Annotated in this window: 32 protein-coding genes; 2 read left to right on the top strand and 30 right to left on the bottom strand. The window is 49.6% G+C overall.

The features are described 5' to 3' along the window. Positions 1–232: 232 nt before the first annotated feature. On the top strand, positions 233–1,015 hold the full coding sequence (gene ygiD / locus B2U90_RS05080) for a 4,5-DOPA dioxygenase extradiol (protein ID WP_059075447.1): 783 nt from the start codon (positions 233–235) through the stop codon (positions 1,013–1,015). 169 nt (positions 1,016–1,184) lie between these two features. Here ygiD and B2U90_RS05075 read toward each other — a convergent pair whose 3' ends face one another. The 12 genes from B2U90_RS05075 to B2U90_RS12560 form a co-directional block, all read right to left on the bottom strand. Further along, positions 1,185–1,802, bottom strand: a complete 618-nt coding sequence (locus tag B2U90_RS05075; protein ID WP_292017268.1) for a class I SAM-dependent methyltransferase — start codon at positions 1,800–1,802, stop codon at positions 1,185–1,187. Continuing rightward, the gene (locus B2U90_RS05070; protein ID WP_292017267.1) at positions 1,792–2,271 is read right to left on the bottom strand and encodes a low molecular weight protein-tyrosine-phosphatase; all 480 of its coding nucleotides are present in this window, start codon (positions 2,269–2,271) and stop codon (positions 1,792–1,794) included. Before B2U90_RS05070 ends, B2U90_RS05075 begins: the two co-directional genes overlap by 11 nt. Positions 2,272–2,572: 301 nt before the next feature. Continuing rightward, positions 2,573–3,865: a site-specific integrase gene (locus B2U90_RS05065; RefSeq protein WP_292017266.1), complete on the bottom strand. Its 1,293-nt coding sequence runs from the start codon at positions 3,863–3,865 to the stop codon at positions 2,573–2,575. A 77-nt stretch (positions 3,866–3,942) separates the two neighbouring features. Continuing rightward, positions 3,943–4,161: an excisionase gene (locus B2U90_RS05060; RefSeq protein WP_292017265.1), complete on the bottom strand. Its 219-nt coding sequence runs from the start codon at positions 4,159–4,161 to the stop codon at positions 3,943–3,945. Positions 4,162–4,215: 54 nt separating this feature from the next. Next, complete coding sequence (locus B2U90_RS05055; protein ID WP_292017264.1) at positions 4,216–6,204, bottom strand: DNA polymerase; 1,989 nt, start codon at positions 6,202–6,204, stop codon at positions 4,216–4,218. A gap of 60 nt (positions 6,205–6,264) precedes the next feature. Further along, complete coding sequence (locus tag B2U90_RS05050; RefSeq protein ID WP_292017263.1) at positions 6,265–6,453, bottom strand: hypothetical protein; 189 nt, start codon at positions 6,451–6,453, stop codon at positions 6,265–6,267. 15 nt (positions 6,454–6,468) lie between these two features. Then, a complete protein-coding gene (locus B2U90_RS05045; RefSeq protein ID WP_292017262.1) occupies positions 6,469–7,035 on the bottom strand; it encodes a DUF2815 family protein in 567 nt (188 codons plus the stop codon). 13 nt (positions 7,036–7,048) lie between these two features. After that, entirely contained in the window at positions 7,049–8,176 is a 1,128-nt protein-coding gene (locus B2U90_RS05040; RefSeq protein WP_292017261.1) for a DUF2800 domain-containing protein, read from the bottom strand. Beyond that, positions 8,166–8,462 (bottom strand): rRNA biogenesis protein rrp5, encoded by a 297-nt coding sequence (locus B2U90_RS05035; RefSeq protein ID WP_292017260.1) that lies wholly within the window; start codon positions 8,460–8,462, stop codon positions 8,166–8,168. The genes B2U90_RS05040 and B2U90_RS05035 overlap by 11 nt, the downstream gene beginning before the upstream one ends. After that, positions 8,459–8,644: a hypothetical protein gene (locus B2U90_RS05030; protein ID WP_292017259.1), complete on the bottom strand. Its 186-nt coding sequence runs from the start codon at positions 8,642–8,644 to the stop codon at positions 8,459–8,461. The genes B2U90_RS05035 and B2U90_RS05030 overlap by 4 nt, the downstream gene beginning before the upstream one ends. Positions 8,645–8,652: 8 nt before the next feature. Further along, positions 8,653–8,925: a hypothetical protein gene (locus tag B2U90_RS05025; RefSeq protein ID WP_292017258.1), complete on the bottom strand. Its 273-nt coding sequence runs from the start codon at positions 8,923–8,925 to the stop codon at positions 8,653–8,655. Between the two features lie 126 nt (positions 8,926–9,051). After that, entirely contained in the window at positions 9,052–9,183 is a 132-nt protein-coding gene (locus B2U90_RS12560; protein ID WP_169013074.1) for a DUF559 domain-containing protein, read from the bottom strand. A gap of 601 nt (positions 9,184–9,784) precedes the next feature. Here B2U90_RS12560 and B2U90_RS05020 point away from each other — a divergent pair. Beyond that, complete coding sequence (locus tag B2U90_RS05020) at positions 9,785–10,315, top strand: hypothetical protein (protein WP_292017257.1); 531 nt, start codon at positions 9,785–9,787, stop codon at positions 10,313–10,315. A 297-nt stretch (positions 10,316–10,612) separates the two neighbouring features. Here B2U90_RS05020 and B2U90_RS05015 read toward each other — a convergent pair whose 3' ends face one another. The 18 genes from B2U90_RS05015 to B2U90_RS04930 all read right to left on the bottom strand — a co-directional run bounded on the left by B2U90_RS05015 (position 10,613) and on the right by B2U90_RS04930 (position 25,601). After that, a complete protein-coding gene (locus B2U90_RS05015; protein WP_279002126.1) occupies positions 10,613–11,362 on the bottom strand; it encodes a hypothetical protein in 750 nt (249 codons plus the stop codon). 24 nt (positions 11,363–11,386) lie between these two features. Next, positions 11,387–14,041, bottom strand: coding sequence for an S-layer homology domain-containing protein (locus B2U90_RS05010; protein ID WP_292017256.1), 2,655 nt, complete (start codon positions 14,039–14,041; stop codon positions 11,387–11,389). 428 nt (positions 14,042–14,469) lie between these two features. Beyond that, positions 14,470–14,736 carry a hypothetical protein gene (locus B2U90_RS05005; RefSeq protein WP_292017255.1) on the bottom strand — a complete coding sequence of 89 codons (267 nt, stop codon included), beginning with the start codon at positions 14,734–14,736 and terminating at the stop codon, positions 14,470–14,472. Positions 14,737–14,738: 2 nt separating this feature from the next. Then, positions 14,739–15,296 carry an N-acetylmuramoyl-L-alanine amidase family protein gene (locus B2U90_RS05000; RefSeq protein WP_292017254.1) on the bottom strand — a complete coding sequence of 186 codons (558 nt, stop codon included), beginning with the start codon at positions 15,294–15,296 and terminating at the stop codon, positions 14,739–14,741. Next, positions 15,293–15,472 (bottom strand): hypothetical protein, encoded by a 180-nt coding sequence (locus tag B2U90_RS04995; RefSeq protein ID WP_292017253.1) that lies wholly within the window; start codon positions 15,470–15,472, stop codon positions 15,293–15,295. Before B2U90_RS04995 ends, B2U90_RS05000 begins: the two co-directional genes overlap by 4 nt. Positions 15,473–15,474: 2 nt before the next feature. Continuing rightward, the gene (locus B2U90_RS04990) at positions 15,475–16,335 is read right to left on the bottom strand and encodes a hypothetical protein (RefSeq protein WP_292017252.1); all 861 of its coding nucleotides are present in this window, start codon (positions 16,333–16,335) and stop codon (positions 15,475–15,477) included. Positions 16,336–16,348: 13 nt separating this feature from the next. Next, entirely contained in the window at positions 16,349–16,855 is a 507-nt protein-coding gene (locus B2U90_RS04985) for a hypothetical protein (protein WP_292017251.1), read from the bottom strand. Between the two features lie 13 nt (positions 16,856–16,868). Beyond that, complete coding sequence (locus tag B2U90_RS04980; protein ID WP_075581369.1) at positions 16,869–17,081, bottom strand: hypothetical protein; 213 nt, start codon at positions 17,079–17,081, stop codon at positions 16,869–16,871. Then, positions 17,071–17,436, bottom strand: coding sequence for a hypothetical protein (locus B2U90_RS04975; RefSeq protein ID WP_292017250.1), 366 nt, complete (start codon positions 17,434–17,436; stop codon positions 17,071–17,073). The genes B2U90_RS04980 and B2U90_RS04975 overlap by 11 nt, the downstream gene beginning before the upstream one ends. After that, positions 17,433–17,705 carry a hypothetical protein gene (locus tag B2U90_RS04970; RefSeq protein WP_225723669.1) on the bottom strand — a complete coding sequence of 91 codons (273 nt, stop codon included), beginning with the start codon at positions 17,703–17,705 and terminating at the stop codon, positions 17,433–17,435. The genes B2U90_RS04975 and B2U90_RS04970 overlap by 4 nt, the downstream gene beginning before the upstream one ends. Before the next feature lie 12 nt (positions 17,706–17,717). Further along, positions 17,718–18,776: a phage baseplate protein gene (locus tag B2U90_RS04965; RefSeq protein WP_292017249.1), complete on the bottom strand. Its 1,059-nt coding sequence runs from the start codon at positions 18,774–18,776 to the stop codon at positions 17,718–17,720. Beyond that, positions 18,769–19,335, bottom strand: coding sequence for a putative phage tail protein (locus B2U90_RS04960; protein ID WP_292017248.1), 567 nt, complete (start codon positions 19,333–19,335; stop codon positions 18,769–18,771). The genes B2U90_RS04965 and B2U90_RS04960 overlap by 8 nt, the downstream gene beginning before the upstream one ends. Further along, positions 19,322–20,389, bottom strand: coding sequence for a baseplate J/gp47 family protein (locus B2U90_RS04955; protein WP_292017247.1), 1,068 nt, complete (start codon positions 20,387–20,389; stop codon positions 19,322–19,324). The genes B2U90_RS04960 and B2U90_RS04955 overlap by 14 nt, the downstream gene beginning before the upstream one ends. Then, a complete protein-coding gene (locus B2U90_RS04950) occupies positions 20,386–20,835 on the bottom strand; it encodes a DUF2634 domain-containing protein (RefSeq protein ID WP_292017246.1) in 450 nt (149 codons plus the stop codon). Before B2U90_RS04950 ends, B2U90_RS04955 begins: the two co-directional genes overlap by 4 nt. Next, complete coding sequence (locus B2U90_RS04945; RefSeq protein WP_292017245.1) at positions 20,828–21,247, bottom strand: DUF2577 domain-containing protein; 420 nt, start codon at positions 21,245–21,247, stop codon at positions 20,828–20,830. The genes B2U90_RS04950 and B2U90_RS04945 overlap by 8 nt, the downstream gene beginning before the upstream one ends. 4 nt (positions 21,248–21,251) lie before the next feature. Next, positions 21,252–22,772, bottom strand: coding sequence for an XkdQ/YqbQ family protein (locus B2U90_RS04940; protein WP_292017244.1), 1,521 nt, complete (start codon positions 22,770–22,772; stop codon positions 21,252–21,254). After that, positions 22,747–23,481, bottom strand: a complete 735-nt coding sequence (locus tag B2U90_RS04935; protein WP_021840505.1) for a hypothetical protein — start codon at positions 23,479–23,481, stop codon at positions 22,747–22,749. Before B2U90_RS04935 ends, B2U90_RS04940 begins: the two co-directional genes overlap by 26 nt. After that, complete coding sequence (locus B2U90_RS04930; RefSeq protein WP_292017243.1) at positions 23,481–25,601, bottom strand: phage tail tape measure protein; 2,121 nt, start codon at positions 25,599–25,601, stop codon at positions 23,481–23,483. The genes B2U90_RS04935 and B2U90_RS04930 overlap by 1 nt, the downstream gene beginning before the upstream one ends. Positions 25,602–25,652 lie beyond the last annotated feature (51 nt).

Raw genomic sequence — 25,652 nt, 5'->3', positions numbered from 1 at the left:
TCTGTGCAGGACACCTTTACAGAAAAGTACGACAGCTTTTGCATGACGTTCTCCCGCAGGAAATCCGTTGGGATGACGTGTTTAATTCATTATAACAAATATCACCGTTCGTGGCTATTGTTTTTTACATATGTCATGGAATTTGATAATACTCTTGTATATTTTCAGAATGCCACGTATACTATTATAAAAATATATCCTACAGATTCACCATGAAAGAGAGGTCTTTTCTATGATACAGCAACCATTTCCCGTCATCTTCTCCGGCCATGGCAGCCCCATGCTGGCCCTTCAACACAATGATATTACCCGCAATCTGAGCCGGATTGGTGGCCAGCTTTGCTCCCGCCACGGCACGCCCCGGGCCATTCTGGCTATTTCTGCCCATTGGTATGTTCCCGGCACATTTATCCAGAGCGCACCCCAGCCGCGCCAGGTTTACGACATGTATGGATTTCCAGAAGAGCTGTATCAGGTCACCTATCCCGTACCAGGCGATGCCAGTCTGACCCGGTCTGTACAAAACCTACTGGGACCCGCTGTATCCATCAATGACCAGTGGGGCATCGACCACGGTACCTGGACGATATTAATCCATATGTTCCCTGACGCTGATATTCCCGTCGTCCAGCTCTCCGTAAACCGCGACCTCACGCCGCAGGAACTATACGACCTCGGTCAGAAACTGGCGCCACTGCGCAATCAGGGATACCTGATTTTCGCCAGTGGCAACGTCGTCCACAACCTGGGACGCGTCGAATGGAACAATCCCGGCGGTACGCCTCAAGCACTGCGTTTCAATGACTACATCATCAATGCCGTACAAAATCGCAACGATGACGCAGTCATCCACTATGCTAATCATCCCGATGCTGCTTATGCCGTTCCCACACCGGATCACTTCCTGCCCCTTGTGATGACACTGGGCGCAGCACAGGGTGAAACGGCTGCCATATTTAACAATACGTGTAATCTCGGATCCATGGCCATGACTGGCTTTATTTTTGGGTTTTAATGGGATAAATCAGAAATAGTCTCCTGTCTGTCTACGGAAAAGGACAGTCAGAAGACTATTTTTGCTTCTCTTTATTCTGCTGTAATCTGCTAATAAAAAAGCAGAAAATTTTCTCATACTCCGCCTGTTCAGGCAGCTATATGAGGGAGTTTTCTATTTGCTTGCATTATCAGGCACGGTAATCCGGTTGCAGGCGCAGGACCAGAATCTGCTCCCGGTCATCGTCTTCTAGAAACAGGTCACGGCAGTCTATCCGCTCTTCGACGATAAGTCCGTCATGGTGTGTCAGGAACGCTTCTGTTTGTTCATAGGGATAATAGAAAAAGAGGCGCATTGTCCGCGGCAGACGATAATAGGAAGCAAACATCTGCTTCAAAACCAGTTTCAGCGTATGCAGACTAAAGGGATTGAAGAAAAAGAAACAATCCGCTTCTGTCGGGACCTCGTATACTGCTGCATCTTTCAAGACGAATGTCACGCGGCACCCTGACACGGCAGTACGACTATTGGTCATAGCCTTTTCCCACAAACGACGGTCATACTCTACTCCAATGGCGTGACAACGCGTCTGATAGGCCAGAAAGAAACTGACCCGCCCTTTACCGCTTCCGTAGTCGATGAGTGTATTCTTTTTTCCCATATAACCACTATTGGCCAGACGCTCAAGGACACAATAATCCGTCGGTTCATAGGGGTGATGCTCCCCATCAGACTGACTGTCATCTCGTCCGGCCGTCTTGATACCCAGTATATGCTCCCATTCCTGCTCGTCCATCTCAATCGCCATCTTTCCTGCTTTTCAAAACGTCCAGCAGACCACGGCAGCCTTCCTGGACATCGTTCCAAGTCCGCTGGAAATCCCGCGTATACCATGGGTCGGCTACGGGACGGGGATTGGTTGTGTAATCCATGAGAAGCGAACACTTATGAAGAGGATCACCGTGAAAAATGCGCTTCATATCCCACAGGTTCTCGTTATCCATGCCGATGAAATAATCATAAACATCGTAATCACCAGCCGTCAGCAACGCCGCCCGCTTATCGCCAGGGTCCATGTCATGCTCCCTGAGCAGTCGTTTCACTGGCGGATAAACTGGATTGCCACAGCCATTCCATATCTCCTCATCCGTCGTAGCAGCTGAAGCTACATCAAACTGATCTGCCAGACCTGCCCGTTCCGCAATTTGCCGGAACACAAACTCCGCCATGGGCGACCGGCAGATATTGCCGTGACAGATGAAAAGTATCTTAATCACTTTATTTTCACTCCTTCTTATGCCGGGTTACGCCGCTAAATGCCGTATTATAGCGGTTCTCCCGTTCCAGGCGATTTACCTCATATATTCCATAAAGTAGTATAAGTCGGCATAACTCAGCCACCATTCGTAGTAAAATCGGTAGTAAACAGGGACTACCGTACTACCGTAAAAATCTTCTGCGTAAAATGCATGGTTCCATTGTAACAGAAAATGTGCCGGGTTTCATCTAAAAAACTATATAAAAAGAAAGGGCCCACAGGTCTTGAAACCGTGAGTCCTTTTTCGCATATTCCTTTACCTACGCTTCATTCTTGAAAGGGATAATCTTGGGCCGAATGGCACCTACTTGTTCTAACTCTTTGCGTACATTTTCCATTTCTTTCTGCTGCCGCTGCTGGACAAGTTCCACTTCTTTCTGGGCATTATCGAATTTGATATGCGTATACACATTGAGTGTGATGGAAATATCGCTGTGTCCCATCAAATATTGCAGTGTCTTGGCGCTTATCCCTGAAAGAGCCATGTTGGTACAGTACGTATGCCTACAAACATGAGGAGTGATTGTCGGCAGTTGGTAGCGATAAATCCGGTTATATTTATTAACGGCCCGGCCAAAATAATGTTCCCAATGCATCGCTACCAAGGGATTACTGTTTTTATCATAATAGAGGAAGTTACCATGACCATCAATCATCGTTTCAACTCTAGGCGGTTTTCGACGCCGCAGGATTTCAGCAAAACACTGATATACTTCTTCTGTCATTGGCAGCATCCTAGCCCCAGCCTTTGTTTTAGTAGAGATAATATAGCGTCTCCCTGTTGTATCCCGCTGAAGCTGTTTATCTACATTGATAGTACGGTTCTCCATATTGACGTCCCCAACAGTCAATCCGCAAAATTCTGAAATTCGCATTCCCGTGTGGAAAAGTATAAATATCGCTTCATAGTATTTTTTATAATGTCGGTCGTTTTTTAAAAATTCCAAGAAGAGCCTCATATCCTTTCGGGAAACCGCTTCTCGTTTCACACTGTCATTGATGAGGATTTCTTTCATTTCAAAATTAAAAGGGTTCCTCCATAAAATTTCATCATCGACTGCCATTTGGAAAGCTGGCCGTACAACACCCCGGACGCTGTGAATGGAGCTATATCCCTTCCCTTCTGATTGCATCTTGACTAGCCACAACTTAGCATCAGACATCTTGACCTTACCGATAGGTTTTTGCGAAAAAGGGTCTTTCGCCAGTAAGTTGACAACAAAATTATAATTCGTTCTCGTGTTAGGTTTAACCCCTGTCTTAACAGCTAAATAACGCTGTACTAATTCCATAACGGTCATGGTATCATCATCACGATTAGGACAAATAGCAGAACGGATTTCCAAATCCTTCTCTAATTCCCTCAGTGATTTGCAAGGCTTCTTCCCTGCCGGTAGTGGATCTGTGGGTTCCAGTTTCCAACTGTAAAAGAACTTTGGTCTTCCATTTAACTGATATTTGAACTGATATCTTCCATCTGCCCGAACCGTTTCGCCGGGCCGTAATTTTCGTTTTTTCTTATCCCTGCGGATACTCGACTGCGTACGTGGCATAATTCCAGTCTCCTTTCTCTTATTTCCTTGTCTATACATCACTCTAGCCAGCAAATAAGTCAACTCATATCCTTCAACTAAATACTCGAAGTCTGGCAAAGAAACTTTTCAAATTCTTTCCGGACGATAAGCAAATGGCTTCCGTTATAGACTATAAAAGAAGCATCTGGGCGTTCTGCAGCAAGGGCTTTGATTTTCTTTTCACCAATATGAAAGTACACGCTGGCTTCCTTAGGAGTCAGCATGAACCGTTGAAATAGAGGAATTGCATTTTCAAATTCATTCTGATTGTTCATAAAAACACCTCCTGCTTTGTAGCCACCGCAGAAGGTGTTTTCTGACGTTTCATTTTAATCTTTTTGATAAAAATCACATTCGTATCCGTCTGCCCGGAGCAACAATCCTTCAGCCCAGGACGGTGTACGTCCCATCTGCTCGCAGATGGCATTGACGCTGACATCCCGGCTGCATTCGATGATCAGTTCATCATGGACATGGCCGACGATAGCACAGCATCGTAAGGTCTGCATGGCATAGCAGAGGATGTCCCGGCTGATGCCCTGGACGATGTTTTCCACGAACTTCGGGCCGTAGCTTTCCAGCCGTTCCCACTTCTTCGTTGCGCCGACGCCCTCATAGGTGACGGATTCCCCGCCGAAACGGTTCTCGCCTATCCGGGGCTTCACATAGGAAAGCCGCCGTCCGCTTGGGAGCTGGATGAACATCATGCCGCTCTGACAGAGGAAGCGGATGCAGCCGGCCCGCATGGGGATATGTTCCTTGATGGCCGTCTTCACGGCGGCATCCACCTGCCACCAGAAATCGACGATGTGCGGATTGGCTGACCGCCAGGACTGCACCAGAGGATACAACTCATTTTCCGTAAGCCCCATCTCCAGGGCACCCATGGCTTTCAGTGCCCCGATGGAGCCGCCATAGCCAAGGGCCAGTTCTGCGATTTTCCCTTTCTGCCGGAGATGCCCGTTGACGCCATGCTTTTCCACGGGAACACCGAACATGGAGCTGGCCGAAGCACAATAGATATCGCCATTTCGGGCAAAGACGTCCGAGCGCCATGTTTCTCCGGCCAGCCACGAAAGCACCCTGGCTTCAATGGCTGAAAAGTCCGCTACGGCAAACTTCAGCCCCTGCCGGGGCACAAAGGCCGTACGGATCAGCTGGGAAAGGACATCGGGGATGGAATCATACAGGAGCTCCAGGGCTTCATAATTTCCCTGGCGTACCAGCTTCCGGACTTCCGAGAGGTCCGGCAGATGATTCTGGGGCAGATTCTGCAGCTGGATGTGCCGGCCGGCAAACCGCCCGGTCCGGTTGGCCCCATAGAACTGGAACATTCCCCTGGCCCGTCCATCCTCACAGGCCGTCATCTCCATGGACTGGTATTTACGGACTGATGATTTGGCCAGCTTCTGCCGGAGCAGCAACACACTGCGAAGCGGTTCTTCTGCCGTTTTCAGCAGCTTTTGTACTTGCTTCTTGCCCAGGGAATCGGTCTTCATCCCATGCTGTTCCAGCCAGCCGATCATCTGGATGACGGAGTTCGGGTTCTCCAGGCCCGTCTTTTCCTTCAGCATAGCCATCAGGCTGTCCCGGCTGCGGGCATCGATAACGATGGCATTTTCAGCCAGCGTCCGGTCGATGGCAATGCCCCGGTCATTGATTTCCTGGTCAAGATGATATTCATCCCATATCGATTCCGGGACGGGATACTTCTTCAGCCGCTCCTGGATGGCCATTTCCACTTCTACGTCTCGTTTGTTGTAAGACTTGAACAGAGCCCATTTATCCGGGGCATGATGAGGAAGATTTCTCGTCCTGCCACTATTTGTTTTGGTTTCCTTGCATGGTACACAAAAGTAACGAATCAGTTCCTTGCCTTCCTTCATCTTCTGATTATCCAGATTCAGCACAGTGCCCACGCCTTCCAGTGAAAGGGGCAGACCCATGTAGGCCGACCAGATCATGGAGCATTTCCATCCCACCGGATTGAGGAACCTTGCACAGTCCTGGGAAAGCGGATGATGGTCATGGAACGGGTCCAGACTTATCCCCAAATCACTCAGATATCGCGACAGGCAGATTCGTTCGAAACTGGCATTGAAGGCCCACTTGGTGACGTCTTCATTGGTTAAGGCATCCAGAATATCTTCAGGGATATTTTCTCCCCGGGCCAGGTCAACGACCTGCACCTCGCCGCCATCTATGGCATATCCGAAGATGAGAATTTCAAAGGCCGGCGATTCAGCATATTTGTACACGCCGCATTTGGCCAGGTTGACATCGCTGAACGTTTCAATATCTATACTCATGCTTTTCATACGCTTCACCTCAAGAAAAGCGGCGAGACACAAGGCCCCGCCACCACCATTTACCAATACTTATTTCCGAAAAGATTCCATCTGTTTGCGGTGATATTCCGCTTCCCGTTCTTCCCGGTGCCGTGCTATTTCTTCATCACGATGATCCTTCTTGAGGGCTGTATAAATTAAAGCCACAAAAAAACCGCTTGCAGCCAGTGCCACCAGGCAATACATCATCTCTAAAATCATTTGCATCGTAGTTTCCATTGAAATTCTCCTTCCTTATGCCAGGAAATCGTCATCGTCAGCTGTCGCGAAGTCATCTTCTGCACGGGGTTTACCGCCCAGAGGTTCACCGTCACGGATTTTCTGCAAGTTGTTCAGGCCACAAGCAATACCCTTATTGCCGTTGCTGTTGAAGGCATAGAAGCTGATGGACGCACGGCCATAGACGCCAGAATAGACTTCGGACCGTTCCAGGATATGCTGGCAGTCGGCATCGACGATGCCCGGCTTGGTCGTCGAGTTGGCATTGACGAAGAAGCTGTCTTTATAGGCGTCATCGCCCGGGCGTTCCAGGTCGCCGTCACGGAGCGGCGTCTTGATGGCTTCGAGAGCCGGTACAGCGCGGCCATTGCCCTTGAGCTTGCTTTCGCCTTCTTCGTAGGCAGCCTTGATGGCGGCGCGGATCTTTTCTACGGTCTTCGTATCCGACTTGGGGATGATCAGGCTGACGCTGTACTTCGGCGTACCGCCATTGATGGACTTCGGTTCCCAGACGTTGGCATAAGACCATCTGGTATTGACCCCGGTAATCACTTTGCACGGATTGACATAATTCTTGGACATAGCAAGTTCCTCCTTATTTTTCATCATTGAAATCATCTGTCGCGGTGTGCATGGCCGGACGCTTATCCGATTCCGGCACCAGGACCGGCTTGCCCTGCGGCTTTTCCACTAAATCTGACAGCAGTTCTTTGAACCGTTTCTTGCCGAGCTGTTTCGTCATCACCGTGATGCCGAGCAGCTTCTTTTCATATGGGTCGAAGCCTGCTTCTTCCACTTTGGCGGCGACTGCTTCTTCGCTTACGTAGCGGCGGTTCGACCGGCCTTCGACCAGTTTCCATCCGTCCCACTGCTTGCCGGACAGGGCCTGCTGCAAAGCGTATTCCTTGACATCCCCGGCCCAGTTCACCAGTTCGTCGGCCTTAGAAAGGACAGCTTCGATTTCTTCATCCTGCAGCGTGGACGGGACGGCGAAATCATACCGGGCCAATTCCAGGTTGTATTCGGTCCGCTTGCGGCAGGTCGCCTTAATCTTGCAGAAGCGGCAATGGTCGCCGGCCTTGTACTCCCCTTCGCCTTTGGCCGCCAGTTCCGCTGCAGGCTTCAGCACCGTTTCGGCCCACTGGAGCAGTTCTACCTTGCTCATGGTGCAGGTGCTGACGTTGTCCCGGCGGGGCTGGAAGATAGTCATGGACACCTGGCGGATATCATAGATGCCATCAAACAGGTTCAGCGCACCGAGGGCATAGCACATCATCTGCGGATTCTTCTCGGCATCTACCAGAACTCCCAAGCCATGCTTGTAATCGATGACTGTCAGAGTATCGTCAGCTACGATGAGGCAGTCGCCTGTTCCAAATCCGCCTGGCACCCACTTGGAAAAGTCCAGCCGCTGTTCGATCATGATCAGCGGATCCTTGCAGGATACTTTGGCCGCTGCCAGACATTCCATGACGAATTGCGCGTATTCATCGGTGCATTCCGCCATCTCCTCATCAAAGTACGTGAGGGATTTCGTCGGGTCTTCCAGCTTCTGGCCCAGGGCTGTCTTCACCTTGAATTCGCAGAGCGTATGGGCATCCGTTCCCTGTCGGGCGAATTCACTGGAGGTATCCGGCAGCTTGGCACATTCTTTCGCAGACGGCGGGCAGGCCAGCCAGCGATAACTGGAGGAAGCGGAAAGGACCGCGTGTTTAGTCGGCATGGCCCATCGCCTCCAGTTCTTCCATCAGGGCCGGATATTTGGCCGCATCCACACCAGAAAGCTTATCAGCACCGAACTTCTGGATGAGCTGTCGTACTTCGTCCGTGTGTCCCTGGCGGGCCTTATCGGCAGCCACTCTGCGGACATCTTCCAAAGTCAGTTTCTTTTGGTCTTCGGCGGCAGATGCTTCTTCCTTTTTCTCTATCAGGGCATCGGCCATACGGAGAAGTGCCTTCCCGCAGTCGGCCAATCCTGCCGCCAGTTTCTGCATTTCGTCGTTTGTCATGGTAAAGCTCCTTTCCCGATTGATTCATGGATTGTCAGTTCTTTTACCGAATCACCCGGCACAATAATCGTGATTTTTTCTTTCCGTCCCAACAGGAACCGTAGAAGGCGTTCTCTGATAGAGACACAGCTAATCACCGCAATGCTTTTGTCATCAGCCTGAGATGCAACACCAATACTCATTCTTTGCGTCATCCTGGTTCACACTCCTTCCCGAGGTTTGTTTTGTTTATTTCCTCTACTTTATAGCCTTGAGAAAGATACTTATCTGACGGCTTACAAAAAAAATCGGTACAGGATTTTTTATTAATCCTATACCGATTGATGCCGTCTTTTTCGCCACCAGGCTGTGCCGCCGGCAGAACGATTTCACCGTGTTGATGGAAATCTGGAGCTGTGCCGCTATCCTGCCATACCCCACCCCGGCGCAGGGCAATGATCTGCTGTTTCTGTTCGTCCGTCATGATGGACACCTCCTGAAATTTTGGTCTTCAGGAGTAATAGGCCAGAACAGCTATCGTTAAGTACTATGAAGGCAAAAAAATACGGATGCCCATGATGAGCATCCGCTGATTGCAAATGATATTCAGTTATTTTCCGCGGTATTCGCAAACCAAGTCCACGCATCTCTGCAAATCTTTCTTGATGTCACTCTCCCAGAACCGCAGGACGAGCCAGCCCATATCGGTCAGTTCGTCATTGACTTCCTTATCTCGCTCGATATTCCGTTTTAGCTTTTTACAGTATCCCTCATTGGCTCATAAATTTCTTCTGTTTTTTTGCATAATATTGATAATATTTAACGTTATCTATGGTATGTAGTAGTAATTGGGCATATGCTTAATCATTCTACTAATCTCCAAGGAGTTCGCATCGCACTAATATAACTAATAAACAAAAAAATCTTCAAAACACTATCCTGATGCACGCCACCACTCAAACATCGTTTGCTAATAAAACTCATTAATGCGGTCATATAAAATAATAAATTATGACCTATTTCATTTCGCATGAGAATTACATAGTTAAACGCCGGTTCAATTATTGTTGAATTCTCAGCCATCGGTAATACTTATATTATAAGACCTAGATAACTTCGCTTTAATCAGTTGATTGATAGCATTTGAGGCACTCGACGAAAATCCAGGTCATGGAATATTACCCTAATATTCACATGTGAGCTGTGCTATAATTTAACTATAAATTTTGTCATATTTTGATTAATATTATTTACTAGCAGAAAAATAGATAACCAGGATCCATATAATTTTAATGTTTATATTTATCGGGATTTCTATCTTTTGATAATTAGGAGAAATTAAGATGATTATGTTTATAAGTGATTTTTTATTTATGTTATATATTTTCACTTTTTTCATGATAGCAATTGTCCTTTATAAATATATCAGGACAAAGAAAACAAAAATAAAAAATATAGCAATTATACTAATAGGAGTTGTATATTTAATATTCTATTCTTATGACTCCATACTAGTAGAAACAATTCAATGCAATCGTATAGCAGTATCAGATGCAGAAGGATTATCAGAAAAAGAAATTGTCAATAAAATATTAATTCACGAATTTGACCATTATAAATCCGAAAGATTGTTCAATAAAAATAAAATTTTTGATTATACAATTAATAGAATTGACGGACCAATAAAAATCAAGGACAATGATGGAATGGATAAGAATTATTATGATATATCATATTCAGTGAAAACCATAGATCCAGCATGGATTGCCGGTAATGGAAAAAATGAAGGCTTATGGGTAAATAACAAATCTGGATTTTTCGTTTTAATAAAAAATAATAATCAATATATTTTAAAGCATGTTGGGGGCTTATAATTATATACATGCACAAATTATTAGAAGACAGGATTAAAACAACAGAATCCCGATGAATAAAAAGGTTATAAACACATTCTGCGGTTTTAAATTCAAGATTTGCTTTCTTGATTTTCTATTAATTTATCATTATCTTATTTTTATTTCACTTTCGTATAATATGTCAAGGCCGGAATATTTTCGTCCGCACCTCCTTTAGGTCAATTATAGCCCGGCCTTAACATAATACAATAAATTACTGCTTTTTTTCGCCCCAGAAATGCAATAATACTTCCATCTTTAGCAGCTTTATTTATGTTATTGATATGCTTCTGTCGGCAGCTCTACACTTTCCATATAATCCAGGCTTATATACGAACCTTTTTCATCTGATTCCCAAGTGCCATAAACAAAGCAACGCTGGCCTAGCGGACAATATGCACCATTCATCTTGACATTGACGGCATTGCCTTTCGTATCCCAAAAAAGCATGACTTGTCTATCAACCACAGTCTGAATTGCCCGACCTTTAAAAGCGACCTTCGTCCCTCTATCCAAGTTTGTAAACTCACTTATATCATTCATTTTATACTCTTCTAGCTGAGCATTTGAAAGTTTCTTAACATTATTTTTATAGACTATTGGATCATCACTCACGGGATTCTCATGGTCAAATGCCTTATCTCTGATTTGTTCAAGTTCAAGCCCACCTTTTTGGGGATTTTTTGTTTTCTGTAGTGCTTCAAAATATTCCACAAAAGGATCTGGATCTTTGTAATCCATATGTCGCATTTTTAAAAATGGTCCTTTTTCATCCTGCATCATTTTACCAGTAACGCTAAACGATGTCCGGTTCAGCATCCTACCACTATACTTGCCTAAATCAACGCGAGTAATATTTCCGTTTTCATCTCGCATTTTATATATATTCCCAATTTCAAACTCACAGATCTCCCCGATAAATGTCGTTTCCTGGTCTTTTTCTTGCGCAGAAAGATTAGCAGCAAAGACGTTTCCTGTAATAGCAAGGCCCAGTAAGGCAACTGCCAACAATTTATTCGCACTCATAATTTCCCTCCTTTTGCTCATCCTTTAACATCCCTTGCCCGGAATCGTACGCACACGTTGAATATCCGGCGACCCATCTTTATGTTTAGTCAATGTATCGACACGAATACGGTCTAGTTCAGGCGCAAATTCTTTTAATGCTCTTTCCTTTAATTTTACACCGCGTAACATAGCTCTATAGAGAACTCCTGCCATTTCATATCTGGTCATTGCACGATGTCCGTCAAAATAACCATCCGGATATCCTTCGATAACGCCATTGCCTGCCAAAGTAGAAACATAATCATAAGCCCAATGGTTTTCTGGGACATCAGGGAAAAGTTGAATTTTGGACAAATCCAAGACATTGCCACTAACAGCATCTGCTACAAAAGAACGCAGATCATTCAATTCTTTTCGCAATTCAATTATTTCCTTTGCTGCTGCCACTCTGTTCACTGACACATGATTTTTTTGTCCAAATTTCCATGAAATGCTGGCCCCTATCATATCGTGCCCATCTCCAACTACTCCGCCAATAGAGAACATTGTATCTTCATTCGGACGATAAAAAGCACCTACTGCGACAGCGTTCTCGTTTCCATAATGCCCATAGCCAGTTGCAAAATCCCATTTTTCATCTGGATCAAAATCTAAGGGGTGTAACATAGCTAACGCAGCTGCTCCAGCACCTACTTTGTTAATTCTATTATCTAAACTATCCATTCGATTATTAATGTTTTGAATAGCCGTCGAATTCAGCCCAACCTGCTGCTTAACTGCGTATAATTCCGAACCGTTTACTGCATCCGTACTTCCCGGTCCTATACGTCCAGCAGCAACATTCGTGATAGTGCGTTCTTTTCCAACATCACCCACACTTACCGTGCCAACAGGAGAAGTACCGGAAATATTGCTATAGGTAGTACCTGTGCCAGGGATTTCTATAACAGATGTCCCGACTACTTCATTGGTTCGAGCGCCATTACCTAAGGCAACAGAATCCCTGATAGTTGCATGAGCATCATTACCAACAGCAATACCATTCTCTGCTGTCACCGTTGCCTGATTCCCTGCGGCAAAGCCACCTTTGCCTGATACCTGATTGCTGTTCCCTATTGCATAACTTCTTTCCGCCACTACAGTATTACCATCGCCAAAAGCTCCACCCAGATTTCCACCGATCTTATTGCTGTGGCCTACGGCAAATCCTGTCACATTCCCTGCATTGACCGCATCACGTTGAATCGTTGTAGCTCCGGGCTGACGTTCCTGTCCAATACTATTACCGCTGCCATATGCCAGCGAATCCATACCAGAAGCCACATTCTGCATACCAAAAGCAGAGCTGTTCTGTCCCATAGTAATATTTCCATATCCTACACTCGTACTATAATCGCCCGTTGCCTGGTTAGCTCCGATTGTTTGATAGTTTCGTTCGCGCTCTGTATTATCATTATCTGTTTCATCCACAGTATAAGTAGAATACCCAGCCCCCATTGCCGTGCTATAGCGACCCGTTGCCCTATTAGAATCACCAACGGCTACTGCATGCCAGCCGGAAGCATACGTACTGGCACCTACGGCTGTCGTATATTCCTGCGTAGCCGTAGCCCGGTTTCCTATGGCTACCGCAGACTGACCAGCAACGGAATTAGAATCTGTTTCTGTTTTAAGTCCTGCAATGGCTTTATTGCCGATGGCTACTGAATTATAAGCATTGGCATGGCTATTATTGCCATAAGCCGTAGAATTACGCCGGTCTGCTACTGCCTGCCGGCCTACCGCCGTTGCGTCTTTGCCATTTGCCTGACTGTTATACCCAATGGCAATCGCTTGTTCGGCTACCAATCGCTGCGGGTCATCTGCTGCTTGTGGATTATAAGAAACCGTGGCATTTTCCCCAATCGCAATCGACCGAGTTGTATTGGCTCCGGCATTTACACCGGATGCGATGGACGCATACCCGTAGGCATGTGAACCTTGTCCCGTGGCTATACTGCCATTCCCCATCGCTTTGGCACCATCACCAACAGCAATTGCCGAAATGCCATCATTGTAATCATTACTATCGGTTGTATCTCCAGCCTGGCTGTCTGCCCCGATAGCAATGCCACGATATCCCTGTGACTGACTGTCATCTCCGATAGCCACACTGCTGGAAGATTTGGTAGTGGCATGATTGCCGATGGCAACGTTATTCGTTATATTCCCCGCTAGATTCAAAGCAACAGGAGTGCTATCGGGAATAACATTTAATTGTGCATCCAGTAGATATCCCTGAAGATTTCCCTGAGGATCATACCATGCTTTATAGTATTTATCCCCCTGTTTTACATATTGAAAATAGTCATACGTCGTCCCGGTTGGAGATTCCCTGACAACAGTCATATTTCCTATAATGTTTTTATCGTTCAGAGAACCTGCCTTCGAAAAATTCCCTAACGCTACATTTCCGTCGTTTTGTGCATTATCCTCTAGATATTCAGGACTATTCTGCCACTCTACGGTTCCATCTTGATGAACATGCACGGTACTGTAATGAGTCGTTATTGTCCCTCCATCCGCTTGATATCCAATGGGAGTTAAAGGTTGCGCATAGGCAAAGGCGTTCTGCATTCCGCCAATCCCCATTGCAGCAGATCCTATACAAGCTATTCTAATTGCCACAATCAGTTTCTTTGACATATCTTTTTTCATCGCTAAGCCTCTTTTCTTAATAACATTTTGTCCAGTTTCTCTTTACTTACTCTTAATATTAGCATAAACGTCCCCTCCCCACAAGACATTTATGCTAATAAAAAGTAATATTTTAGAGTTATTTATCAAAATATATTTAAAATATTGTATTTTAAGAACATAACATTTCATATAATAAAGTAAATAGCATTATAGCACTATATTCAAGAAGAATTTGTAATTATATTAGCAGGACCATTGGAAAGCTACACAGAACCATATTGCTAGAATATGTAGATTGCAAATATAAAACACTTCTTATTTACGTGGGCATATTGAATATTATTATCATTACTCTGTATGCTGTTACATCGTATTTAATTGTAAGATATCTAATCACAAAAAGTACCAATACAGAAAATTTAATAAATGTACTATACCGGCTTTTCTCATACAATCTTTTGCTTTGTATCAGCCACAATAGCTTTGACTGCTTGCTGCAGCAATGTAATATACAGCCTGTTCCGAATCTTCACCCACCAACTAGTGGTAGTCTGGATTTCCGCTTCCAGTGGGTCTGTGAGGTTTTTCATCTGCGCTTCCACCAGCTTCTGGACGTCATCCAGGTCGATGGACTTGATGGCTGCTTCGGCTTCGCTCCTGGCAAAGCCTACGACGGCATCGGCAACGGCTTTCCTGATTTCTTCACGGTTCATGGTCATTTGCCTCCTAGAATCAGCTGTTCGTAATCGGTGATGCCCCGTGCCACTGCTCTGGCCAGGGCATCCTGGGCATTGGCCAGGATTTCTTCATCATCTGGATTGGTGATGAAGGCCAGTTCGACCAGGACAGCGGGCATGTCGGTGTTCGTGAGGACATACAGGCCGTTGACGCCGGGCGTGGCAATCTTCACGCCCCGGTCTGTCGTATCCAGGGCGTCGACGATCTGTCTCTGGATGCAGCTCGCCAGCATGCTGCCACGGTAACTGCCGGCGCAGGCCCAGGTTTCTGTGCCGTTGGCTTCTTCTGCTTCGGCAGCATTACAGTGGATGGACACGAAGATATCCGCATCACTGTTGTTCGCCTTTTCGCAGATTTCCGCCAGGCTGTTGGACTGGAGCAGTTCTGTTCCGACTTCTGCCGCATTCAGATAGCTTTCAGCAGACTTCGCGACTGCCAGAGCCACGTCACATTCGCGCAGCCCCGTTTCTTCATTCACGGCACCGGGGTCGGGATGGCCGCCCGGCGCATGGCCGGGATTCAGGAATACTTTCATGGTTTTTCTTCTCCTTTCTGATGAACGGCGGACTTCACGGTGCCGCCGATGTAACCGAGAAGCCCTGACGCAATGGACATAGCCAGTTCGTTCAAGGCATAAAAAATCGCCAGGATCAGTGCTGTGACCAGACCGATGATGACGATGCAATCAGGAATATTGATTTTTTCAAACAAATTTACCCCACCACCTTAATCGTCAGTGTCACTTCGGTCTTTGACTCGGCACTTTCTTTTAGATAGGCATATAAGGCATCCGATATTTTCCCTATCATGGTGACTCCTAAATCTGCATCTTTTTCATAAGACAGCTCTGCGCTATCCGTTATCCCTGTCCCCGTCGTAAGTTCAACCTGGCAGCCCGCATAGCGTTGTTCTCCCTCTACCAGGAACAGAATGCCTTTATCACTGTCATTGCCAGCAAGCAAGGCCCCTCCTATTTTAGGACTCTCCGGTGATTGTTTCGTCGTGGCGAGCAGATATCCCATCAGCCACTGGGTCCCCTGTCCCGTCAGCGTAAGGCTTACATCTGTAAAAGGAACCGTGGGAATCGGGATTGCGTCTGTTGCACTTACCACCATCCCATTGCTGATGGATACCGATGCAAAGGCATTTTGGCGATTGGAACCGGTGCTTTCCTGCTCCGCCCCATTGATGGTGATTTTGCCGGCATAATAATCGGCATCCGCTTTCAGGCTGATGTCCAGGGCATCCTGGTATTCTGTAGCATAGATGGTATTTCCCTCCAAATCCGTCTGTGAGGACAAATCCGGGTGATTGCAGGAGATCGTAAGGTTCTGATGCTCCTTTTGAATCAGCGTAATCTTTTTGCGGGTATCTGCCCCCTGTGATAACTCAGCTGTTCCCACCACCAATTCTCCCTCTGAGGTATAAAACCGCTTGCCTAGTGCCACATCACTTGCTTCTGCCGTCGTATCAGATACTTCACAAAAACGCGCTCTGCCGCCGTTCTTCAGGGGAAGCAATACAGCCGGCACCTCGCTGTAGCTGGCACCGGCAATCTTCACATCAACATTCATTGCTTCATCCCCTTTACTCGACCGTCAGCACCTTGGTCAGGCTGTCCTGGGATACGGTCACGGTTGTCAGGCTCCCGGTCACTTTGGTGCCATTGACGTAGGCCGTCTTGCCGCTGATGATGGTGCCGGCTGCCGCTGTGGCATCGCCCGTATCAACGACACTGGATTTGCCGGACACGCCGAGGATGGTCACGCCAGCCTTGATATTCCCGCTGACCAGCTTGGCCTGTTCCTCGCTGCTGATGCGGACTGCCCCTTTGCCGTTATGGAACCCGGCCGGGATGGTATACGTGCCATCGGCCTTGCTGATACTGCCGCTGACGGCTCCGTTATTGGACATGGAACCCGCGACAAAGCCGTTCCCGATAAAAGCGGATTTCCCCGTCAGGATATCGCCCGATGCCGCCGTAGCCCCAGTCGTATCATAAAAGACAGCGGTACCTTCCCCCTCTGCTAGAGGAATCGAGACCTGCGGCACCTCTGCATAGATAACGGAATTGATTTTTACATTCTTCGCCATATGAATTGCTCCTTTACTCGACTTTTAATTCATACCCATTAAAACTGATTCTGCCATAATTCGACGGAATGGCAGCTACCGTCACCCGGGAAAGGGCCGCATGACCGCTGTCAGCGGTGACGACCTGTTCCTCGTCGGATGGGACGATGCATTTTTCCTGAAAGTCCCCGGAAGGGGCCTGGGGCATGGAAAGAATGCCGACAAGGTTGTTCCCCTTATGTGCCATTGTCCGTCACGCCCCTTTCCAGGAAAAAAGGCCGGGGCGGGATAAGGGTATCGGTGTATCCGTTCTCCCGCACCAGCTCCACATCATAGATATAACGGCCGCAGGGAAGGTTCCGGGTATCGTCCGGCCAGAAAACCAGGAAGCACGCCGCCCCTTCCTGCCGGATGCCCTGTTCCAGTGTCTTGGTCAGGACAGGCTTTTCATCGGCAAGGTTTTGTTTCAGCGTGAACGTCAGCTCATCGTGCTTTCCAGGGATGAAAGGTTCCCCCGTCATCCGGTCGCAGATGACCAAGCGGATTTCTGCCGAATCACCCCTCACAAGGCGGATCCGGTTCTGCACTACAGAGAAGCTCATTTCCATCCCCCCTGTTCCGGCTGCCGCTGTTCCATGGCATCCAGTCTGCGGTGGGCATGTTCTGCTAGGGCTTCCACCCGGGACAGCCGTTCCGCCATCTTCTGCCGTTTGGCTTCCGTATCCGACAGCTGGCGGCGCAGTTCTGCGATACAGTCCCGGAGGCTCCGCACCGATTCATTCAGCGGCTTGATGACGCTGAAATTGAATATGACGCCGCAGAGCATCAGAACCGATACCAGGGATGCGGCCATCTGTAACCATTCAGCCATATTCCTCACCTCCTAGCCTGTCCGCTGGAACATGTACACGACGATAGATGGCTGCATGTTGTTGTGCGGCTGGCCACCACCAGCATTCTCCGTCGTAAAACTATGGGCATGACTGCCGTTCGTCGAAGTCCTGCCGGACCAGGACCGAGCTGCTTCAAAGGACATGACGGATGGGTAGTTGTCATGATAGTTGCCGCCTTCATCATTCCAGTTCCCGCGGCCGCTGATGAAGAACGCCCCATTGCCGTTGTACCCGCTCTGCACATCACGGCCCCAGAAAGCGCCGGTGATATTCATATTGCCCCGGTCATGGTTATGGTTCCCGGCATCGCCGGTTTTCCCCGTATGGCCATGGATAGGGATTTCCGCCAGGGTATTGGTGTGCTTCTCTTCGCCCAGCTTGTCCCCGGCCTTATACATGGTCCCGCTGTCTGCTGCTCCGGCCCCGATCAAGCAACGTCCCATGGCAAAAGCCACCCAGGTCGTACCCGGCCAGTACGTGGCGGGATTCTTCCCGTCTGCAGAAATGTAGATGGCATTGACGGGAAATGGGCATGCCTGGATTTTGGCCACGGCTTCCTCGTCCATATCGGCGTAGGTGACCTTGCCCCAGCCGCCATTGCTGTGCAGGACGGTATTCAGCTTCCCGGCTGAAGGTGACGGGACCATGCCGCTCTGGCCTGCTGTCTTTTCGCCGCAGCCCGTAAAGTCTGGTAAGGTAATATCCCGGGTGCCGTCAAAGACAACCCGGTGAATCTTCCGCCCCGTCTGCAGCTTCGACGCACTGGCCGCATTGCCACTGATGCCGCTGGCATGGGCCTTGGCATCGTTCAGATGGGCATTGATGTCAGCTGCCGTAGCGGAAATCCGCTCATAGAGCCGGGCATCATTGCTGACCAGCTGGGACACAGTCTTGTTCTGCTGGTTGAATACAACCGGGTCTTCCGAAAGATACTGTGGGAAAAGCACATCATAATCCAGCGTATTCTCCACAGCTTCTGTGGGCCGGACTTCCTGTCCGGCACGGTCCGGGAAGTCGGCAGACCATTTCTCTTTGCTGTAATCATCCATTTGTCATCACTCCTTTCTTGGATACGATGGTCGCCGTCGAGAAGGTAGCTTCCCCGTTCCAGTAAATCTTGCCATTCCAGGAATAACCCAGGTAGATGACGTATCCCAGATGGGCCGGCTTGTAGATGTTGAGCTGCGTGATGAGCTTCTGCAAGGTCGTGGTATCTTTGCCGTTCATGATGCAGTACACCTTGAAGTAGTATTCCTCATTGACTTCCTCGATATGGCCGACACTGTAGAGATTGATGATGGAGTTCATGAAATCTTTTGTAGACACATCCACGTGCTGCAGCTTGAAGAGAATCCGCTGCCTGCGGAATTCGTCACTATCTCCGTCACTGGGCTTGATGCCCAGGAACGATTCATAAAGCGGCAGCGCCCAGGTGGCGGTGTTCACGAAGAAGTTGTCCGCCAGGTCCTGCAGAGCCAGGCGCAGACGGTCATGCTCCTCATTGCAGGTTTCTGCCGCGCAGTGGAACATCGGGTCTTTGGATAAGAAATTCGGCAAATACTTCAGGATATCCATCCGGCTCTGCCGCATCCAGTCATTGGCTGACAAGGTTCAGCACCACCTTCCCTGCCACGGGGATCTGCTCGTTCGTCAGTTCCACGTTGGCCGCTTTTCCATTAAGCTTCAAATCCTTATAATCTGTAATGCCGCTGATGGAAAGGAGGAGTTTCCCCATCTGGGCCAGGCTGACATAAGAAAGCGTGAAGCCCGTCTGCTTGAGATAGGCTGTCATGGCTGCCTTTACGGCATCGGGGCTGGCTGTGCCATAGACATCTGCCGTCAAATCAATGGATAATGGCGCCGGCGAAACGACGGTCACGGTCGCACCGATAGGCCGCTGGCTTTCGGTGTAGTCATAGACCTCCTGGATCAGTTCAGCCGATGCCGATTCATTCTCTGCCGTGACGATGATGACCTTCACCGTGCCATTGCCCTGCCAGAGCGGGATGACTTTGCAGTTCCCGACGCCATCGACAGACATGGCCCAGTCACGATAATGATTGGCATTGCCCGAGGTGATAGGCTGGCGCACCCGGAACAGGAGCCGGGCAAGGAGTGCGTCATCCGTTTCTTCATCCGCCCCATCGGTGCATTTCTTATGGTTAACGACTGCCGAGATATTCGGGATGGAATAGGGGATTTCTGTAATCGTTCCTTCGGCCACATTGCCACTCGCCCCGGCATCGGCAGCTTCCACGGGAATCGTAACCTCAGCGGCATCGGCAGGAATGGTGGCCGACTCCAGGGTATAAAATCGCTGGCCGTCTTTTGTCTGGAAGAGACTGCTGCGAATGATGTAGGCTCCTGCCATCCCCGTCACCGTAACTTCTCCTTTGGCCTTGACGGCTTTCTTGCGATCGACGCCAAATTCCGCTGCCCGCAGCGTCAGGTAGTCGCCCCAGGACGTTTCGGCAAAGGCCGCGTCGCGCAACATGGCCATCTCGGCATAGCTGCTCTCAAATTCCACAGCATTGGCGTCGATCAGGTCGCGGGCAAAGGTGCCTTCCATGGTACTTTGCTCTTTTTCCGTAATGGTGTGCAGGGTCTGGGCCATGCGGCTCTCAATCACATCTTTGGTCTGTGCATCAAATAAATTGCTCATGCCTCGCTCCTTCCTGCCGTCACGGTCAATGATTCGTCACTGTAAATGGAAGTGACGTCAACCGTAATGGCCAAATCATCCCGTTCCCGCTTCTCCACCTCGACATGGTTAATGCGGGCAATGTACGGATTCACCATCAATCCCTCGCGGATATTCCGGCAGATCTGGTCTGCCGTATACCGGCTGTTTGACGTTCTCCCCTGATACGGCTCGATGGTAATGCCATAGCTGTCATCATAGGCCAAGTAGCGATACCGCTCGGTGAGGATTGCCTTATAAATCCAGACCTTGAGGGCTTCATTTTCTGTCACCATCAGGTTCTGGCCTTTTTCATCGTAGCGGAAGCACTGCTTATCAAAGTCATAGCCGTATTCTACAAAAAGAGGCAGCGACTCATTCCGGTTCGCTGCCTGGATGCTGTTCATTGCTACAAAAGGATCAGCCATGGCCATCAATCCTCACAATCTCGTCCAAAATGATGTACTGCTGGATCCGGCCATTGATGAGCATGGGCATGATGGCCACGTACATGCCGGGCTTTAGTGTATCCGTATAGATGACGGAATCGGTGTAGTCATTATCGATGGCATGATTATGGGACTGGTAAGCCGCATCACCGCTGCCGCCGGCACGATTCTGTGTCGCCGATACCAGATGCCCTTTAGCTGTGCGGCCATAACCTGCCAGGAGATAATGGGAAATCCACAGCTCCTCTTTGGTCAAAATGATGCCATTGTAGCGGACCTTGATATCTGGCGGCGAAGCAAGGATCTGCCCGATTTGAATGTCCGGGCTGTTGCTGCTACGGCTGACCTGCTCCATCAGATTCAGCAGACCGATATATGGATTTTTCTGCACACGCTTACCCCCTTGAAGTCTTGATAATCGTTGCCGGATAATAGTCGCTCCCCATATCGATGCTGCCTTCGTAGTGATGAAAACAGCCATAGACATTGGAGCTGTTGCCCCAGCAGCCGCCGCTTCCGTCATAGACGACGACATGCCAGTTCGGGTCCGGCTTGCTGTAGCGGTTGTACATGATGATGTCGCCCTTTTCGAGCTGCGACGGGTCATAAGGGATAGCCAGACCTTGCGCTTCGGCATCGGCCCGCAGCTGATCGCAGCCTTTCACGCCATTGTTATATTCCTGCGCTGCAAAAGGGGAATAGCCCGCCGCAGCGATGGTCGCCCGGTCGACACAGCCTTCTGAGCCATAGGGAGAAACGGTACCCTCGAAATTGGCCATGCACGCATCGACCACACTGCTGCCAGCCACAGCGCCACCTGTAGAAACAGAAGATGTCGATTCCGTTTCCGCTGGCGGCACATAATCCGGGTTGGCATTGTACGATGTACTGTCCAGTTCCTGTTTCTGCTCATCCAGCAGTTTGTTGAATACCAGATGCAGCTCCATCAGGTGCTTGTTGCCTTCGATTTTATGGCTGTCTGACTTGATGAAGAACTGGCCCTTGAGCTGTTCTTCCTGGACTGAGACAGAAAACCCGGCGATACACTGGATATGACCGATGGCCCGGATGGACATGTCATGGGCGACGGTCTTCAGCATGGCCCTTGCCTGCGAGGCATCGTCCTGCTTGGGGTCGGCCTTGCAAATGGCCTGGATGAGACCGAATCGGTCGATATCCGTCTGATTGGGCAGTTCGCCTTTCGTCTGTCCGGCACTGTCGACGACGATGACCTTAGAAACCATGTCTTCGACCGACTCCGACACGGAAGCGCCGGTCAGATTTGTCACATCGCTGATCAGGAAATCTTCCACCACCTGGTCGTTCATGCAGACCACGTTGAGCTTCCCTTCGGTCATGTAGATATGGTATCCCTTGCCATCCTGTGCGGATTGATAGGATAATGCCTGCTTGATAGCCTCCGTAGCCGAGATATCATCGGCAATGAAATTGCAGGTGACGGACAGGTCGGGAATAGTCCCGGCCGGAATAGAAAAGTCATTGATGGTCTGGCGGATGGCGTCGGCCACTGTGACGTTCGTGTACTTCTTGGTTATGCGGGACTTGGCCAGATAGACGATATTGTCAAAGGTTGTAAAATGCATCACGGAAGAGCCGCTCTCCCGGCTGCGGCCAAAAATACGTCCCTGGAACAGGTGGACAGTCTGCTGCGTCTTATCGTCAATGTGGATAAACAGCACCTCGTCCCCCAGTTCCAGTTCCGGATTCTGCCAAGATTTATCCCGCGTCGTATAGGCCAGGTCGAATTCCAGCCTGCGTCCGGCCTGCTCGACGTCCCCGGACCAAGTTGCACAAATCAGCCAGCCCGTAAGGTCTGCGTTCTCGGGCTTTTTCTGGCCTTCCGTCTGAGCATCCTCGGTATTGGTTTTCTTATTGATTCTTTGCAACTGGAACATTTTCATCATTCCTTTTGAGGTTCATCGTCGTCAGGCGGATGATATCCCCGGGCGAAAGACCGCCGTTACGGACGATGCTGCGATAGATCTGGAACTTCGAGAACTGCTCATTGTTGAGCGTCACCGATTTCCCCACGGCCCGGCCGATGACGTTCCCGATACTGTCACCGGGATAATAGGTGATGTTCTTCTTCATCTTCGACCAGAACGACTCCGGCCGCTTCTTCAGCCCTGTCGCAGCATCGGTCTTTCCCGTCTCCGGTGCTGTGACGTAGCGGTACTCTGTCAGGCCCAGCTCGTAATAGACATCGCCGCTGCCGTCCTTTTCACCAAACTTGAAGGACGAAATCAGGCAGGGCATGGAAAGCGGCGTATCTGACACCGTCAGCTGACAGACGCTGTCACCGGTACGCATCGTTTCCAGTTGGGCGATGTATGTATAAGGCGCAAGGCCCATCATGGCAAAGGGATAATCCTGTGCCGGGAAAAAGCCGGAAAGGGTCAGTGTCCTGAGTCCCGTCTTTCCCATCATGAGGTAGTCGCCGAAGTTATTGATGTTCACCGTGCCATGATTCGTATTGACAGATACCATCAGCTCCGAAGGCAGGACGGGAAAGACCACCGCTGCCGATTCAGAAGAGAGTGAAATCGTGAGGGAAGACGCAGCCTGGCCGATGGCGTTCAACAGGGATGCTAAGAAAGAACTCATCAGAGGGTCGCTCCTTTCATGCGGTTCATGCCGTACAGCCGGATTTTTTCGACGAGCCTTTCAGCGACGGCGTCGATGTCCTGCTCACTGCGGACGTTCATGGTATCGATGCGGATGGTGATACCGCCGCTGCCGGCGTTCATGGCCTGGCGGATGCTTTCATCATGAGGTATGACCGTACTGCCATTGGGCAGGTGTACCAGCTCGCCCCGGCGGTCTTCATTGATGACGGCAAAGCCGCCACGAAAGTTCTCGACACCGCTTTCAAAGTGGCTGATGCTTGGGATATCAAAGCCCACATGGGTCGGCGCCCCTCCCGTCAGGGACGAAATGTCGATAGACAGGCCGTTGATGCTGGAAATCAGGCCGTTCACCTGGTCGATGACCCAGTTCACACCGCTATGGAAGGTGTCCTTGATGCTCTCCCAGATACTGGAGGCCGTCTCGCTGATACCGTTCATGGCTCCGTCCCAGGCAGAACTGATCCAGTTCATCCCCGCATCGACGGCGTCCGATACAGCCTGTATAGCCTGTTCGATATAATGCGACACGGTATCCCAGTTCCTCCACAGAAGGTACAAGGCAGCAATAATCGCGGCAATGATGATAATGATGGGATTGGCCATGGCTGCGGCGCCTACGGCACGGATGATGGTGATCATCATGCGTCCGGCAGTCAGAAAGGTACTGCCCATGCCCCTGGCCACGATGGCAATGCCCCGGCAGACCGGAATGAGTCCTTTGAACTGGGTCGAGAGATACTTCGAGACACTGCCGGCTTTGCTAATGCCCTTGGCAATAGAGTTGAAAGTACCAAAAGCCCTGCCGCCGAACGTCAGGATACGGCCCAGGGTCGAACCGAAGAGCTGGAAGGTCACGATGCCAAAAGCCACCTGGCCGATCAGCGTTTTCTGTTCCGGTGTCAGTGTCCGGAACCAGGCAGCCAGTTCCTTGACGCGCATCGACATGGCCTTGAAGTACGGCGTAAACGACACCGCTAAATCCATGCCGGCATTCTTCAGCTGGTTCATGGCAATCTGCATCTGCTCCGACGGGGTCAGCATCTTCTCATAAGCTTCCCGGGTCATACCGGCAGACTGGGCCATCTGGTCCATGACCTTATCGAAGTCCCCGGCTCCCTTGCCCGTCAGGACCAGGATGCTGTTCAGGCCCTCGACAGAGCCAAAGAGCTGGGCCATCTGTTCGGCATCGCCGCCTGTCGCCCGCTTCACTTCGTCCAGGAACTTCACCCAGCCCACGCTCTGCAGATGAGCCGCATTGAACTCAAGGCCAAGGGACTGAGCCAGTTTCGCCGCTTCGGCAGACGGCTTCAGGATGTTGCTGTAAGCCGCCTTGAGTCCGGTAATGGCCTCGCTGGTCCGGATACCGTTCTTGGTCAGGACGGCGATGGAACCGAACAGTTCCTGGGTACTGACATTGAGCTGTGCCGCAATGGGGATGACATTGCCCATGGACTGGGCCATCTCGCCAAAGGATGTCTTGCCGAAGTTCTGTGCCAGGAGCATCTGGTCCGTCACCGCCGTGGCTTCTTCTGCCGATTTTCCATAGGCATTGAGAACCGTGGTCACACCGTTAACGGCAGTCGTCGTGTCGGTGAAGCCGGCTTTCGCAGCAATTGTCATGTCTTTGACAAAGCCCACGGCATGGGCCGCATCGACACCAGCGGAAATGGCCTGGTAGACCGATTCCGAAAGATCAGCGACACCTGCGCCCGTTTCATCGCTGACAGCACGAATCTCATCACTGACCTTCTGCATGGAAACGACCGTCGTGTCGACCAAAGTCGAAATCTTGGCGATACCGTTGGCAAAGTCGCTGTGCAGCTTGAAGCCTGCCGTTACGGCTGCCAGGATGGGGGCTGACAGCAGGGCCATCTTGTCTGATAAGCCGGAAATCTTGCTTCCCGTCTGCTCGATGCTCTTCGCCGTCCGTTTCTGGATGCGCTCATGCTCCGTCAGCTTGTCCGACAGTCCGCTGACCGATTGTTTCGCCGCCGCCATCTGGGTCTTCATGGTCCCCAGGCTGGCATTGACGCTACGCACGGTCGGCGTGAACAAATCCCGCAGCCGGATGGCGGCATCGATGACATTATTGGCCATGCTGTTTCACCTCTCAATGTTGTTACAGATATTAAAAATATAGTAAGATAA

This window comes from Megasphaera sp. UBA4233 (genome assembly GCF_002395615.1).
Taxonomy (GTDB): domain Bacteria; phylum Bacillota; class Negativicutes; order Veillonellales; family Megasphaeraceae; genus Megasphaera; species Megasphaera hexanoica.
Note: the sequence above shows the minus strand (reverse complement) of the source record. Positions and strands in the feature narration are given on the sequence as shown.